The following is a 15,326-nucleotide window of genomic DNA, read 5'->3' on the forward strand; positions in this document are numbered from 1 at the left end:
AGAGGGTCAGTTTTATGTCCGGTCTGAGTTATAGCTCAGTTTGTGTTTGATATGGAAGCAATACCTAAGCAATATAGTATTTGTTCTATATTGAAGCGCGACTTAATCCACGGATGCCCCATGCCTGTTTCGCTGCTCACCCATGACCCGCAACCTTCAGTAGTCCTTGACGCCGCTGGCGCGCCGTTGGCGGTCAATCCGGCACTGTCACGGCTGCTGGCAGGCAAACCGCTGGCAGCCGTGCGCCCGTTGCTGCCGGGCAATATCGAAGAGCTGGTTCGTGCCTGCTTGCAACAAGAGCGGGCGATCGAGCAGGTCCAGGCGCAGTCTTCGGAACACCTGTGGCTGTGGACGCTGATACCGATACCTGAAAGCCAGTGTGTCGTGGCCCGTGGCCGGGAGGCGAGTGCCGAACTGCTGGCCGGACGTGAAGCCGCCAAAGCCCGGCGCCTGTATCGGCTGATTACCGAGAACACCACCGACCTGATCTCGCGGCATACCCCGGACGGGCGTTTTCTCGATGCCTCGCCAGCGTCCTGGACGTTGCTTGGCTATTGGCCCGAGCAACTGCGCGGCAGCCGGGCGCAGCGTTTGTTTCACCCGCATGATCTGGCCCAGGTGTTGCGCCAGGCCCGTGATGCGCTTGAGCTCGATGGCTACTACACCATGACCTACCGGATTCGCCATCAGGCCGGGCATTACCTGTGGTTTGAAACCGCCAGCCGGGCGATTCGCGAAACCTATACCGGCGCTGTGGTTGAAGTGGTCAGCGTGTCGAGGGACATCACCGCGCGCATTCAAGCAGAAGAAAACAAGCGGCGCCTGGCTGAAGTGGTCGAGGTCAATCCTGACCCGGTGCTGTTTATTGATCCGGCGGGCGGGGTGTCTTACCTCAACCCGGCGGCCCGGCGAATTATCGGTTTATCGCGTGGGAAAAGCGTGATTTCGCTGGCGGATTTTTTAAGTGCTGGCGATTTGGCGCAGTTGCAGTCAGTGGGCTGGTCCAGCGCTGAAGAACACGGCTTGTGGAGCAGTGAAGCGCGTTTGCAGCCGTTGAATGGCGAACCCTCTGTGCCGGTGTCTTTATTGCTGCTAGCCCATCGCGCCACCTCGGGTGAGCGGTTTTTTTCACTGGTGGCCCGTGACATGCGCGAGCGCGAACTGCGTGAAGCCCAACAGCGTCATCATCAGGATGAGCTGGCCCATACCGCCCGGCTGGTGACCTTGGGGGAGCTGGCGTCCGGCATCGCCCACGAAATCAATCAGCCGCTGGCCGCGGTAATGAATTATGCGAGTGCCAGCCAGCGTTATCTGCAAAACCTGGCCACCACCCCCGACGCTGCAACCCGTGTCGCTCAAGGGTTGGAACGAATTACCCTGCATGCCGGCCATGCCTCGCAAGTGATCAAGCGTTTGCGCGGTTTTTTACGCAAGGGCCGGCGTACGTTACAAGCGCTGGACGTCAGTGAAGTGGTGCGCCAAGCGGTCAATCTGTGCGCGTGGGAAGCCCGTGAGCGACAGGTGACGATTGAGCAGGAGTTGCCGGCCATTCTGCCGTTGGTGTATGCCGACCGGGTGTTGCTGGAACAGGTGTTGCTCAACCTGTTGCGTAATGCCATTGACGCCAATTGCGAGCAGCAGCCGGGGCAGCCTTCGCGCATTCGTATAAGCGTGCAGACCGCGCGTGCTGGCGAGTTAAGCATCAGCGTCGAGGATCAAGGCCCCGGCGTCACGGCCGAACAATTTGAGCAACTGTTCACCCCGTTTTACACCAGCAAGGCCGAAGGGCTTGGGCTGGGTTTGTCGATGAGTCGCAGTATCATTGAGGGCCTGGGCGGCGAGCTTGACGCCGAGCCGCAACCCCACGGGCTGCGCATGTGCTGCCGCCTGCCACTGATGGCCGTCACCCCACAACAAGAAGAGAGCAATTAAGCCATGACAACCCCGCAGCGCCATGTGGTCTACGTCGTCGATGACGATCAGGGCATGCTCGATTCAACCGTCTGGTTATTGGAGTCGATCGGCCTGAATGCAGTGCCATTCACCAGTGGTCAGGCTTTTTTGCACGCCGTGGATCCGGCCCTTAACGCCTGTGTAGTACTGGATATCCGCATGCCCGCCATGGGTGGCCTGAATGTGCAGCAAGCGTTACAGGAACGCGGGTTAACCCTGCCGGTGATTTTTGTCAGTGGCCACGCCGATGTGCCTATTGTGGTTCGTGCGTTCAAGGCGGGCGCCCATGACTTCATCGAGAAACCCTACAACCAGCAGTTGCTGCTCGACAGTGTGCAACAGGCCTTGAGCGGCGGTAATGCGCGGCAAAGTGCCAGCCAGGAACTGACGGAGTTAGAAGCCCGCCTGCACAGCCTGACACCCCGCGAGCGCGATGTGTTGCTGCCGCTGGTCAAGGGCTACACCACCCGTGAAATTGCTGAGCAATTGGCGGTGAGTGTAAAAACCATCGACCTGTATCGCGCCCGCGTGATGAAGCGTATGCAGGCCGAACACTTGCCGGACCTGGTGGGCATGGCGATAGCGGCGGGGCTGGTGGATCCGCTTAAGTTGCGAGCAATGCTGTAAAGCTTGCCTTGCGATCTTTTGATCTTGATCTAAGAGCCCCCCCCTCACCCTAGCCCTCTCCCTGTATGGACCGGGGACATAGCGAACACTTTGTTCGGAGACATAGCGAACAGTTAACGAAGCTTTTTCCCTGATATTACAACCCCGGTCACTCTGTCAATTTGCGCAATACGATGGCTTCCCCAGAAGACATCGTATTGCCCATCTTCAATACCCTCTTGTACACCTACACGCTCGCCTTTAAAGCCTTTACCGAGCCTCCAGGGCTGACCCTGCCAGTAGATCTCACCTTTAGCCTGCACCTTTCGCACATGAAGCTCAGCACCGTACTCGATGGCAGGTAGCACCTCCTGATACTCCCGTGCGCTGGGCGTATAGCGAGACGCTGGTACCTGCATGCCTATGCCACCGTGCGGGCGCTCGTAGTTGTAGATCTTGCGCCATTCATCCAGCGTGAACTGCGCGCTGGGCAGGTCAATCAGACACAAGCCCTTAAAAACCTCCCTGATCATGCTGCGATGCTGTCTTTCCAGCTTGCCCTGCGTTTGAGGGTGGTAGGGGCGTGAGTGGCTCACCCTTACGCCCTGACGCATGATCCAGATTTCCAGCCCTGTATACGCATCAGGCTCGTCGCCCCACGGCGCCCCGTTGTCCATCGTCATGCGCTCAGGTAGCCCGTAATGGCGAAACGCATTGATCAAATGGGCCTGTACGGTACTGCGCTGCTCGTTGCCACAGGCGGCGATAGTTAAAAAGAAACGCGAGTGGTCATCCAGAAGTGTCAATGGATGGCAGCGACCCGTACGCATGGGCACATGGCCTTTAAAGTCCATTTGCCACAGATCATTGGGCTGCTCGTGTTCAAATCTGATGAAAGGTTTGACTAGGCCTGCATGAGGGTCGATGCGCTCATTGCGCTTGAGAATGGCATGAACCGTACTGGCTGCAGGCATGTTGCTGCCACGCCGCTCAAGGCATCCCTTGATCTTGCGCGCCCCCCAGCCGGTGTGCTCGATATTAAGCGCCAGTATCTGCTTCTCGGACTCGTGAGCAGTTCGATTAGGTGAACTGTGGGGTCGACGGGACCGATCTCTCAGCCCGTCTTTACCCTCACATTGGAAACGCTTGAGCCATTTATAGGCAGTGGTGCGGCCGATATTGAAGTGCTCGCACAATGCTTTGATGTTAGCGCCCTCAGCCAAAGCCAAGGCGACGAATTCGAGACGAAGATCCACTGCGGACACCTCTTTCCAGGGCACATCACACCTCCTAAGGGGTCAATGTGTCCTATTAAAAGTGTTCGCGATGTCTCCGAACATTGTGTTCGCCATGTCCCCGGTCCATACACTCCCGAAGGAGAGGGAACCAATTGGGGGATGCTGACGATACTCGCTGTCCTGTTTGCTGCGCGACAGCGCGGCGTCGAAGACGGGACGGCCACTCCTACAGGTTAAGGGTGTCCGGGGTATTGCGTTCGAGCACTGGATAGCCCAGCGCGGCGATGTGGTGGTGCACGCGGCGGTAGTCGCGCAGTACACGTTGGAAGATATCGCCTGACTCGGCCCAGGCGGTCTTGTCATTTTGCAGTTTGCGAAAGTGCTCGCGGCTGGCACGGGCTTCGAGCTGGCGGACAATTTCTTTGTGGCTCACCAGCCTGTTTGCAGCGGCGATATCTTCGCGCAAGAAAGCTGTGATCGCCAGGTTTAGGCTGTCCAGCAAGGCCAGGTGCAGGCCCTGGATATGCTGCATCTCAAAGGTCGAGAAATGTTCGCCACGGCGGGCCCGGCGAATCGCCAGTTGCGCCAGATTGCTGAGGATGTCGCCCGCATGCTCCAGGTTGATCACGAACATGAGGATTTCCTGGGCGCGATCAGCGTCATCGTCGCTCAAGCCTTCCTGGCCTATGTCTGCCAGATAGGCGCGAATCGCCGCGCTTAACATATCCACGGAGTGGTCCAGCTGGCGCACCTTGTCGAAAGCCGCTTGATCGGGCTTTTCGAACAGTTGCAGCACCTGATTGAGCATTAGCGACGCCATGTCCGCCAGCCGCAACGCTTCACGCACGGCATTGGAAAGGCCGATATTGGCCACTTCCAACCCGGCTTCGTCCAGGTATTGCGGCATGCCTGGGTCTGCTGGCCGCTCTTGTTGCGGGAACAGGCGGCTCAGGCCGTTGGCCATTGGCTCAATCAGACCAATACACAGCACCGCCAACGCCAGGTTGAACGCCGTATGCAAGTACACCACCAGGTGCGCTGGGCCGAGGTTGGTCTGGGCCAGTTGGTCGGCCAGCAATGGCAGCCACGGCAACAACAGCACGGTGCCGAGCAGGCGAATCAGCAAGTTCCCCACGGGCAGACGACGCGCCACGCTTGAGCCGGCACTGAGTACCGAGGGCAACGCGCCGCCGACGTTGGCACCCAGCACCAAGGCCATGGCGGTGACCGGGGCCATCATTCCAGCACCGGCCAGGGAAGCAATCAACAGCACCACGGCCACGCTTGAATGGCACAGCCAGGTCAGCAACACCGCGGCCACGACGGCAATGATCAAGTCGCCATCCAGGCTTTGCATGACCGCACGAAACACCGAGGTGGCCTCCATGTGGCTAAGGGTTGCACTGAGCAGCCCCAAGGCCAGTAGCATCAGCCCCAACCCGATCAGTGCGCAGCCGATGCTTTCGTAGCGTGAGTCGTCGCGCAGGCGATACACGATAAAACCGGCCAGCAGCATGATCGGTGTAGCCAGCGACGTGTCGAAGCTCAGCAGTTGCACCACCAGGGTTGAGCCGATGTTGGCGCCGAGCATCACGGCCAACGCTGGCGCCAGACTCAAGGTGCCGGCGGCGGTAAAAGAGGTGGCCATCATGCTCACGGCGGTGCTGCTTTGCAGCACGCCGGTGATGCCAATGCCGGACAGCAGTGCCATCCAGCGGTTATTCAGATTGCGCCCCATCCAGTTGCGCAGTTGGGTGCCGAAACCGCGCAGCAGCGCGGTAGAAATCATATGAGTGCCCCACAGCAACAGTGCAATCGCACCGGCCAGGTTGAGCAAGAGAGTGGTTCCTGACATGAGGAATCTCCACAAAACAAACATTCATGTTTACGCCATCTACACACACGGCCGGGCTGACGCGAAACCGCGTCAGCCCGGCTTTTTACGTCAGTACCACTGTTTGAAACGGCGGATGTAAATAGTCTTCATCAGTTGTGCGACGCAGCAGTAGCTGACCAGCGTCGCGACCAGCCATGGGAAGTACGCCAATGGCAGCGGTTCCAGGCCCACCAGAGTGCCCAGCGGAGAGAACGGCACGTAGATGCCCAGGGCGATGACAATGAGGGTCATCATCATGACCGGCCATGCGGCGTTGCTCTGGAAGAACGGGATCTTGCGGGTGCGCAACATATGTACCACCAGGGTTTGCGAGAGCAGCCCTTCGATGAACCAGCCGGACTGGAACAGGGTTTGCACGTCGACATTGTTGGCCTTGAACACGTACCACATCAGGGCAAAGGTGGTGATGTCGAAGATCGACGAGGTTGGCCCGATCCAGATCATGAAGCGGCCAATGTTCTTGGCGTCCCATTTACGCGGCTTTTGCAGGTATTCCTTGTCCATCCGGTCCCATGGCAGCGCCAGTTGGGAGATGTCGTACATCAGGTTTTGCAGCAGCAGGTGAATCGACAGCATGGGCAGGAACGGGATAAAGGCGCTGGCCACCAGCACCGAGAACACGTTGCCGAAGTTGGAGCTGGCGGTCATGTTCAGGTACTTCATGATGTTGCCGAAGGTTTCGCGACCTTTTAGCACGCCTTCTTCGAGCACCATCAGGCTCTTTTCCAGGAGGATGATGTCAGCCGATTCCTTGGCAATATCAGTACCGCTGTCCACGGAAATACCCACATCCGCATCACGCAATGCCGGGGCGTCGTTGATGCCGTCACCGAGGAAGCCTACGGTGTGACCATTGGCCTGTAGCGCCTTGAGCACCCGGGATTTCTGCAACGGTGTGAGCTTGGCAAAGACCGTGCGCTGCTCGACTTCGTGCTTGAGGGTTGCGTCGCTCATGGCTTCGATTTCCGGCCCCAATAGCGGGGTTCCGGGTTCAAGGCCAACCTGACGGCAGATTTTGCTGGTGACCACCGCGTTATCGCCGGTCAGTACCTTCACCGCCACGCCAATGTCTTGCAGGGCACGGATGGCCGGGCCTGCGGTTTCTTTTGGCGGATCGAGGAAGGTCAGGAAGCCGCGAATCACCAGGTCGCGCTCATCTTGGGTGGTGTACTGCTTCTGCGCGTTAGCCTTGGGGATGTCGCGGGTGGCGACCACCAGTACCCGGAAACCGTCCTCGTTGTACTCAGTGGCCCGTGTCAGCAGTTCAGCGCGGCGCACGGGATCGAGTGCTACGCGCACACCGTCTTCCATCACGTGGGACGAGATGCCGAGCATTTCTTCAACGGCGCCTTTGCACACCAGCAAGTGATCGCCACGGTTGTCCTTGACCACAATCGACAGGCGACGACGTTCGAAGTCAAACGGCAGCTCATCGACCTTGCTGTAGGCGAAAGGCAGCTTGAACTTTGGATCGCGCTCGGAAAACTGCACCACCGCTTGATCCATCAGGTTGCGGATACCGCTTTGGTGATGGCTGTTGAGCCAGGCCAGTGCCAGTACCGATTCATCGCGTTGGCCATCAGGGCCGACATGGTGCTCGAGGATGATGTGGTCTTGGGTCAGGGTGCCGGTTTTGTCAGTGCACAACACGTCCATCGAACCGAGGTTCTGGATGGCATTGAGGCGTTTGACCACGACTTTGCGCTTGGCCATGGCGGTTGCGCCCTTGGCCAGGTTGGCACTGACGATCATCGGCAGCATTTCCGGGGTCAGGCCGACCGCCACCGCCAGGGCAAACAGGAAGGCGTCGCCCCAATCGCCTTTGGAGAAGCCATTGAGGAAAAACACCACCGGCACCATCACCAGCATGAAGCGGATCAACAACCAGCTGACGCTGTTAACGCCGCGATCGAATGCGGTTTGCGAGCGCGAGCCGACAATCGCCTTGGCCAGTGAGCCAAAGTAAGTCCGTGGGCCGGTCGCGACCACCACGGCACGCGCCGTACCGCTGACCACGTTGGTGCCCATAAAGCAGATGTTGGGCAGGTCCAGCAGGTTGCTTTGATCAGCCGCAGCGTTGGAGGCCGACTTTTGCGCGACATTGCCCAGGGTGTCGTATTTCTCTACGGGCAAGGCTTCACCGGTGAGCACCGCCTGGCTGATAAACAGGTCACGGGATTCGATCAGGCGTATGTCGGCGGGGATCATGTCCCCGGCGGACAGTTGCACGATGTCGCCGGCCACCAGTTCACGAATGGGGATTTCAAGCACTTTGGCGGGGGCGCCAACGCGCTCACGACGCAGTACTGTCGCCGTGGTGCGCACCATGGCTTTAAGAGCTTCGGCGGATTTGGCCGAGCGGTGCTCCTGCCAGAAGCGCAGAAAACTGCTCAGGCCCACCATCAAGGCAATGATGATGACTTTGGTCAGGTCGGTTTCTTCACCGTCACGCAAAGGCAGCCAGTAATCGGTGAAGAAGCTGATAACCCCCAAGGTCAGCAGTACATAAATGAAAGGGTTGTGCAGCGCCATCATGAACTGCACGACCGCGTGAGGCGGCTTGTCGTGAGCTACTTCGTTATAGCCTTCATGTTCCAGGCGATCAGCTGCATCCAGCAGGGTCAGGCCATCCGTGGTGGCCCGGACATTGGCCAGGGTGGCGGCCAGGCCGTTTTGCGCTTCCCGTGCAGCGCGCATCGACAATTTGCTGTTTTCGCCCGCGTTGTTCTTGTCTCGAACGTTGCTGTTTTTTACCGCGCTCATGGTCATACTCCTGTCGCCAACGCTCGACAAAACATACCTTGGCTTGCCGTATTCAAGACGAGCCAAAGTATGCCGAGTCGCAGATATCGCGATCGGTTTTAATAAGTGTTTAAGTGCGCTTTAAATGCCCGCTACAACAATTAACTTAATAGTTGCGCAGCGGGTGGCTACTGGCTTCTTCCATAGGGAACTCCAGTTATTCAACAGTGGTTTAAGGCCTGTCAGTGGTCAGCGCCAGGCGCGACTCTGAGGCTCCTGAAGGTCGGCCATGCTCCAGCGCTGCTCCAGTTGACCTGTGGCAGGGCTGACGCGCCAATGCACCTGATGGTGCCCAGGTTTTGCGCCGAAAACGGGGGATGAGAAGGGCGTGCGGGCGGAGCGCGCAGTGCCGGGCTCACGGGCCAATTTAACCCGCATGCTTGAGGTAAAGGCGCGAACGCCAGGTAGAACAAAGGCTTTAAAGGTCATAACACACCTCGTAACCGGACGGCTGCCGGGGAGGTCGTTACGTTGGAGCGTCAAGCTCTAGCGCAGTTGACCTCGCCCAGCAGGCGAGTCCCGTCAATGTCTGAATTGGGCGCCCGGTCAGGCGTTTTCACGCAGGCCGGGCAGCGACTAGATACTGTGTCCATTAGCTTCTTTTGTGAGTGAGTAAAGTGCCGACTGAGTCGGCCCATGCAATCTACTGATGCGGGTATATCAAGTCAACGTTAAACACCAGCAAGTGCGGGCGGTACAGGGAGCGTTCAGCAACTTGAAAGAGTGCATTGAGCACTAAGTTCAAATAAGGCAGTTATATGACAGTTACAAATTAATAACACATCACCTATACCGTGTAGGAGCGAGCTCGCCTCGCGATCTTTAGAACTTGATGATTAAAGATCGCAGACCATCGCCTTCAGCGAGTCAATTTGCGGCTATAAGTGCGCGTCGGATCTATAGGTTTGGGTTATATTACGGCGTGTTTCAACCCGTACCGAGAGTGGTTGTGTCGATTAAAGACCCCGCAGCATTACAGCTTCTTCAAGCGCCTGTAGCGCTTTACCTGCAACAGTTGGCAGCGTCCAGCCGCCAGACCATGCGCTATGTGCTGCAGGATGCGGCTGATCGTTTGGGCGTCGATGATGTCGCGATTGAGGAATTCCCCTGGCATCAACTGCAGCCGGGGCATATCACGGCCCTGGTGGCGGCGCTGCGTACCGATGGTTATGCGCCCAATACGTCGTCTTTGTATGTGAATGCGATTCGCGGCGTGATGAATCAGGCCTGGCAGCAGAGCCTGATTACTCAGGATCAGCTCCTTAAAATTCGCGCAGTGAAGGCGGGCGGTGGTTCGCGCCTGACCAAGGGCCGCAATCTGCGTCGCACGTTGATCCGCGAGCTGATGGATGTCTGCGCTGCGGACCCACGCCCACAGGGGCTGAGGGATGCAGCAATCATTGCGATTTTGTATGGCTCGGGCATGCGTAAATCCGAGTCTGTGAACATGGATTTGCGTCAGGTCAACATGGCCGAGCGCAGCTTGCAGGTCTTGGGCAAAGGCAACAAAGAACTGATCAAGTTCGCCCCGGCCTGGGCCTTCGAAAAGCTCCAGGTCTGGCTCGATTTTCGCCGCGAACAATTGCCGGAAGGCGTCAGCGACGACACGTTTTTGTTCAACCGGATTCGCCGTGGCAGCCACATCACCCGTGAACGCATCACCAAACATGCGATTTACTACATTGCCAAGCAGCGCGGTAAACAGGTGGGCGTGGACATCATGCCGCATGACTTTCGGCGCTCGTTCATTACGCGGGTGATTGAGGAATATGATGTGTCGATCGCTCAGAAACTCGCCCACCACGCCAACATTGCCACCACCGTCAGCTATGACATGCGCGATGACAACGAGCGGCGTAATGCCACTGATCGTTTTTCACTGTAAAGCGCACTGGCCCTCGACGCATTTTGAAAAATTAATGAACCCTCGCGCCTACAGCCCGCCTAAAGTTTTACAACTAGCGAGGTGATGTATGGAAATTCCTACGTTTTGGGCTGTGATAGCCGTCATTCTGCTGCTACTGGAGCTATGGACCATTCGCGGGGTGCTGAGAAGCAATGCACCGGTGAACAGCCGGTGCATGTGGGTGGCCGTGGTGATCTTTGTGCCGCTGTTCGGCATGTTGGCATGGTTGCTGGTGGGCGCCAAACAACACGCCCACCCTAAGTCTTCGAGCTAGCGCCGTGCCTGGCGATGATGAGCGTTGCGATTGTCCAGCCCGGATAATCGCTAACGCCCATCGCATGGCTCGCTTGCTGTGGCATACGAAGGTGGAGCAGCAGGCGATGTAAAATCTTGTAATAACAATATGCGCTGACTGGTGCGGGAGTCGCTGTAGGATTGCCTCCCGAATTTCATCAAGGCCTATATGAACACCCTCCTGGAGCCTCCCAGTTTTTTCTTGCACCCCGCATCCGTTTTGCGCTTAGCCGCCACTCTTGAATCTCCTGCGTGTTTCCCAAATTTATTGGGCACGGGCAATACGCCCGTCGCTTCGCATGCTTGTGCGCGTCATTCGTTGACCCCGATGTTTCGAGAGGCTGAATAACCGATATGGAATGGATTGCAGATCCCACGGCCTGGCTTGGCCTGTTGACATTGATCGTGCTGGAGTTGGTGCTCGGCATCGATAACCTGGTGTTTATTGCCATTCTGGCGGACAAGCTGCCACCTGAGCAGCGCGACCGTGCGCGGGTTATCGGCCTGACGCTGGCCCTGTTGATGCGTTTGGGCCTGCTGGCCAGCATCTCGTGGATGGTCACGCTGACCGAGCCGCTGTTTGAAGTGTTTGAAAAGTCCTTCTCTGGCCGCGATTTGATCATGCTCTTTGGTGGCCTGTTTCTGTTGTTCAAGGCGACTATGGAGTTGCATGAGCGACTGGAAGGACACGTTGCCGAGCGCAAGTCGAATGCGGTGTACGCCATGTTCTGGCCGATCGTTGCGCAAATCGTCGTGCTGGACGCAGTGTTCTCCCTCGACGCCGTGATTACGGCAGTGGGCATGGTTGAGCACTTGTCGGTCATGATGATTGCCGTGGTGATTTCCATCGGCCTGATGATCATTGCCAGCAAGCCGTTGACCAAGTTCGTCAACAGCCATCCAACCGTGATCATGCTCTGCCTGGGCTTTTTGATGATGATCGGTTTCAGCCTGACGGCGGAAGGCTTGGGCTTCCACATTCCTAAAGGCTATCTGTATGCGGCCATCGGTTTCTCGATCCTGATCGAGCTGTTTAACCAGATCGCTCGCTCGCGCCGCAAACGCAGCTTGCAGGGCCTGCGGCCGATGCGTGAGCGCACGGCCCATGCGGTGATGCGCCTGCTTGGCGGTCGCAAGCTGAACGAGGATGAAGTGGGTGAGGAAATTGCCGACATGCTCGAAGGCGGGGAGGCTGAAGAGGTCTTCCATCGACGTGAACGGATCATGATCAGCGGTGTGCTGCAATTGGCAGAACGTCCGATTCGCACGGTGATGACCCCGCGTGCCAAGATTGACCATATTGATCTGACCGACTCTGAGGAGCAGATCCGCACCACGCTGATGCATTCTTCGTACTCGCGTTTACCATTGATCAGGGAAGGGCGCATCGATGAGCCGTTGGGCTTTGTGCACAAAAAAGAGCTATTAAAGGAACTGTTGGCCGGTCACAAACCCGACCTTGAAGCGATGGCGCGCAAGGCCATCAACTTGCTCGACAGCTTTACCATCCTCAACGCCCTGGAGCAGATGCGCAAAGAGTCGACCCACATTGCGTTTGTGATCAACGAGTTTGGTGACTTTATCGGCATCCTGACCATGACCGACATTCTTGAGTCGATTGCCGGTGAGCTGCCGGACGCCAGCGAAATTGCAGGCCCGAATATCGTGGCGCAAGGGGACGGGTATTTGGTCAGTGGGGCCTTGAACCTGAGCCAGATCAGTCGGCATACCGGCTTTACTGCAAGGCCTACGGATGACTATCAAACACTGGCCGGCATGGTCATGAGTTTGCTGGACCGTTTGCCGGTGGTTGGCGACAAACTGACGTGGGAAGGCTGGAGCCTGACCGTGGTTGAAGTCGAAGAACGCCGCGTGACGCGAGTGTTGTTGACGAAAGAAGGGTAGTTTCTGTAACCGCTAAACAAAAAACCCGCCTGTTCAGGCGGGTTTTTATTTACAGCACTTTACTGGTTGTCGGGCAACGCGTAAGCAATCACGTAATCACCACGATCAGGCGACTGGCGTGCACCACCGGCGGTGATCACCACGTATTGCTTGCCGGTTTTCGGCGAAACAAAGGTCATCGGGCCACCTTGGCTGCCGACGGGCAAGCGGGCCTTCCAGGCTTCTTCACCGTTGGCCGAGTTGAAGGCGCGCAGGTAGTAGTCCTGGGTGCCGGCAATAAACACCAGGCCGCCTTGAGTGGAGAGGGTTCCACCCAGGGTTGGCATGCCAATTGGCAATGGCAGCTTCATTTTGATGCCCATTGGGCCCGTGTCTTCAACAGTGCCCACGGGTACTTGCCAGGCAATTTTCCGGGTTTTCATGTCAATGGCGGTCAGCGTGCCGAAAGGCGGCGCCTGGCATGGAATGCCGGCCACGGACAGGAAGCGGTTTTTGTTCACGGCATACGGCGTACCTTTAAGCGGTACAGCGCCCATGCCTGTGTTCAGTGCTTCGCCACCGGAAGACGCCTTGGCGTCTTTTTTCTGCGGCACCATCTGGCTCCACAAGCCCAGACGCATGTCGTTGACGAAGATGAAACCGTGCACCGGGTCAGTCGACAGGCTGCCCCAGTTCATGCCACCCAACGATCCCGGAAAGCTCAACGAAACGTCAGTACCCGGCGCGGTGTACAGGCCGTCGTAGCGCATTTTCTTGAAGGCGATACGGCACAGCATCTGGTCGAACGGCGTGGCGCCCCACATGTCCGACTCAGTCAGCGTTTGCGCGCCGATCTGCGGCATGCCCACCGATTTTGGCTGGGTTGGCGAGTACGGCTCGTTTGGAATGTTCGAGGCCTTGACCGGAACTTCTTTGACTTCAGTCAGCGGCTGACCGGTGTGGCGATCCAGCACATAGATCTGACCGGCCTTGGTGCCGATTACCACCGCAGGCACTTGAGAACCGTCGGCCTTGGTGAAGTCGATGAGGCTTGGCTGCATCGGCAGGTCAAAGTCCCACAAGTCATTGTGGACGGTTTGATACACCCACTTTTCATCACCGGTGGTTGCGTTCAGTGCCAGTATCGAGGCGCCGTAGGTGTGATCCAGCGAGGTACGTTCGACACCATAAATGTCGGTGGACGAACTGCCCATCGGCAAGAAGACGGTGTTCATCAACGGGTCATAAGACATCGGCGCCCAGCTGTTCGGCGTGCTGCGAACATAGGTTTTGCCGTCAGCCGGAGCTTGTTTGTCTTGCGGGTTGCCCGGGTCAAAAGCCCAGCGCATGGCGCCGGTGACCACGTCGAAACCACGAATCACGCCGCCAGGCATGTCGGTCTGTACGTTGTCGGCAACACGACCGCCCACCACCACGGTCGTACCGGCCATCAACGGCGCGGACGAGAGCTGGTAATAAGAGTCAGGCACATCGCCCAAGCCGGCTTTCAGGTCAACCTGGCCGTGGGTACCGAAGTCTTCGCAGAACTTGCCAGTATCGGCATCAACAGCAATCAGGCGGGCGTCGATGGTGTTGGTCAACAGACGACGCTGGCAAGCTGCACCCGGCGCCACACTGACGGTAGCTGCAGGGGTGCTGCCATCGGTTGGGGCAGCGATGGCAGCGGTGGCATCAAAGTAAGCCAGGCCACGGCAACGCTGCCAGACCGCCGACTTGGCGTTGATTTCGTTCTTCCACAGCTCTTTGCCGGTGTCGGCATCCAGCGCGATGATGTTGTTGTGCGGGGTGCAGATGAACACCTTGTCGCCCACTTGCAGGGGGGTCATTTGGTCTTCTGCGCCATTGCCATCGCTGAACGCGATGTCGCCGGTGTGGTAAGTCCAGGCTGGCACCAGCTTGGATACGTTGCTGCGGTTGATCTGATCCAGTGCGGCAAAGCGGCTGCCACCTTCATCATTACCGTAGTGTTCCCAGTTTTTCTGCGCTTTGGCTGGATCAACTTTGGTCAGGCCGGGGCCGTCACCTGTAGGTGCAACCGAGGCGTGGGGCTGAAACATTCCCCAGAAACCCACAACAATGGCTACTGCGAGGGCAGCGCTCAGCGCATAGCCACCGTTACCCTGCAGGCCATTGGCCTTGCGTAGCGTCGGGTAAGCCAACGCCACTACCAGGCTCAATACGGCCAGGGCAAACAGCCGTGAAACCAGTGGCCAGAAGACTAGCCCGGCATCTGCGACCGACCAGATAACCGATGCCACCATCACCGCTGCAAACAGCCAGGCACCGACCACACGGCGTTTAAACATCAGCACCGAAGCAACGAGCATCCCGATACCGGCAAGGACGAAGTACAGGCTGCCGCCGAGCGTGGCGAGGTAACCGCCGCCCGCTATAAACAGCAAGCCGAAGACCAGCACGCCCAAGGCGGCGATCCAGATTGGCCAACGGCTGACAGTGGCCGCAGGTTGAGACTTATTCATGGCGCATGACCCTATTAGATGCATGAAAGTGATAAGGAATTCAGGGTAACCAGCCATAACGTTAGCGCTGATTTCCACAAAGGAAGCTCAGGCGGATGCCGCATCGTCTGGAACAGACAGATGCACATGGGTTATGAACTAAATGGTTAATTACCGACACAATATCAAAAAAAATGCGCCTGCGACAAATTGTCAGTCGCCATGAACGAGAAACACTGTTGTGGAGCGCGTAACAATCGAGGGGA

General features: G+C 57.7%; 10 protein-coding genes. 5 read left to right on the top strand and 5 right to left on the bottom strand.

Features of this window, described 5'->3' with window-relative positions; all coding sequences use genetic code 11:
* Window positions 1–120 precede the first annotated feature (120 nt).
* Window positions 121–1,932 (top strand): PAS domain S-box protein, encoded by a 1,812-nt coding sequence (locus ACJJU9_RS12185; protein ID WP_407730878.1) that lies wholly within the window; start codon window positions 121–123, stop codon window positions 1,930–1,932.
* Window positions 1,933–1,935: 3 nt separating this feature from the next.
* Window positions 1,936–2,580: a response regulator transcription factor gene (locus tag ACJJU9_RS12190; RefSeq protein ID WP_407730879.1), complete on the top strand. Its 645-nt coding sequence runs from the start codon at window positions 1,936–1,938 to the stop codon at window positions 2,578–2,580.
* Window positions 2,581–2,693: 113 nt separating this feature from the next.
* Here ACJJU9_RS12190 and ACJJU9_RS12195 read toward each other — a convergent pair whose 3' ends face one another.
* The 4 genes from ACJJU9_RS12195 to ACJJU9_RS12210 all read right to left on the bottom strand — a co-directional run bounded on the left by ACJJU9_RS12195 (window position 2,694) and on the right by ACJJU9_RS12210 (window position 8,925).
* Window positions 2,694–3,839 (bottom strand): IS481 family transposase, encoded by a 1,146-nt coding sequence (locus tag ACJJU9_RS12195; RefSeq protein WP_407730880.1) that lies wholly within the window; start codon window positions 3,837–3,839, stop codon window positions 2,694–2,696.
* A gap of 184 nt (window positions 3,840–4,023) precedes the next feature.
* The gene (locus tag ACJJU9_RS12200) at window positions 4,024–5,652 is read right to left on the bottom strand and encodes a Na/Pi cotransporter family protein (RefSeq protein WP_407730881.1); all 1,629 of its coding nucleotides are present in this window, start codon (window positions 5,650–5,652) and stop codon (window positions 4,024–4,026) included.
* A gap of 90 nt (window positions 5,653–5,742) precedes the next feature.
* On the bottom strand, window positions 5,743–8,457 hold the full coding sequence (gene mgtA / locus ACJJU9_RS12205) for a magnesium-translocating P-type ATPase (RefSeq protein WP_407730882.1): 2,715 nt from the start codon (window positions 8,455–8,457) through the stop codon (window positions 5,743–5,745).
* 228 nt (window positions 8,458–8,685) lie between these two features.
* Entirely contained in the window at window positions 8,686–8,925 is a 240-nt protein-coding gene (locus tag ACJJU9_RS12210; RefSeq protein WP_407730883.1) for a hypothetical protein, read from the bottom strand.
* A 610-nt stretch (window positions 8,926–9,535) separates the two neighbouring features.
* Between ACJJU9_RS12210 and xerC the strand changes: the two genes are divergently transcribed.
* The 3 genes from xerC (at window position 9,536) to ACJJU9_RS12225 (ending at window position 12,601) form a co-directional block, all read left to right on the top strand.
* Window positions 9,536–10,381 (top strand): tyrosine recombinase XerC, encoded by an 846-nt coding sequence (gene xerC / locus ACJJU9_RS12215; protein WP_048371915.1) that lies wholly within the window; start codon window positions 9,536–9,538, stop codon window positions 10,379–10,381.
* A gap of 88 nt (window positions 10,382–10,469) precedes the next feature.
* Complete coding sequence (locus ACJJU9_RS12220) at window positions 10,470–10,676, top strand: PLD nuclease N-terminal domain-containing protein (protein WP_278938483.1); 207 nt, start codon at window positions 10,470–10,472, stop codon at window positions 10,674–10,676.
* A gap of 374 nt (window positions 10,677–11,050) precedes the next feature.
* Window positions 11,051–12,601, top strand: coding sequence for a TerC family protein (locus ACJJU9_RS12225; RefSeq protein WP_407730884.1), 1,551 nt, complete (start codon window positions 11,051–11,053; stop codon window positions 12,599–12,601).
* Between the two features lie 59 nt (window positions 12,602–12,660).
* On the opposite strand, the gene ACJJU9_RS12230 is transcribed toward ACJJU9_RS12225, so the two are convergent.
* Window positions 12,661–15,081, bottom strand: a complete 2,421-nt coding sequence (locus tag ACJJU9_RS12230) for a glucose/quinate/shikimate family membrane-bound PQQ-dependent dehydrogenase (protein ID WP_407730885.1) — start codon at window positions 15,079–15,081, stop codon at window positions 12,661–12,663.
* Window positions 15,082–15,326 lie beyond the last annotated feature (245 nt).

Source organism: Pseudomonas helleri (assembly GCF_045830615.1).
GTDB classification, from domain to species: domain Bacteria; phylum Pseudomonadota; class Gammaproteobacteria; order Pseudomonadales; family Pseudomonadaceae; genus Aquipseudomonas; species Aquipseudomonas helleri.

Excerpts from the sequence above, each read along its gene's own strand:
- ACJJU9_RS12220 (WP_278938483.1), top strand. The coding sequence starts at position 10,470 with ATGGAAATTCCTACGTTTTGGGCTGTGATAGCCGTCATTCTGCTGCTA.
- ACJJU9_RS12200 (WP_407730881.1), bottom strand. The coding sequence starts at position 5,652 with ATGTCAGGAACCACTCTCTTGCTCAACCTGGCCGGTGCGATTGCACTG.
- ACJJU9_RS12185 (WP_407730878.1), top strand. The coding sequence starts at position 121 with ATGCCTGTTTCGCTGCTCACCCATGACCCGCAACCTTCAGTAGTCCTT.
- ACJJU9_RS12190 (WP_407730879.1), top strand. The coding sequence starts at position 1,936 with ATGACAACCCCGCAGCGCCATGTGGTCTACGTCGTCGATGACGATCAG.
- ACJJU9_RS12210 (WP_407730883.1), bottom strand. The coding sequence starts at position 8,925 with ATGACCTTTAAAGCCTTTGTTCTACCTGGCGTTCGCGCCTTTACCTCA.
- xerC (WP_048371915.1), top strand. The coding sequence starts at position 9,536 with ATGCGCTATGTGCTGCAGGATGCGGCTGATCGTTTGGGCGTCGATGAT.
- ACJJU9_RS12230 (WP_407730885.1), bottom strand. The coding sequence starts at position 15,081 with ATGAATAAGTCTCAACCTGCGGCCACTGTCAGCCGTTGGCCAATCTGG.
- mgtA (WP_407730882.1), bottom strand. The coding sequence starts at position 8,457 with ATGAGCGCGGTAAAAAACAGCAACGTTCGAGACAAGAACAACGCGGGC.
- ACJJU9_RS12225 (WP_407730884.1), top strand. The coding sequence starts at position 11,051 with ATGGAATGGATTGCAGATCCCACGGCCTGGCTTGGCCTGTTGACATTG.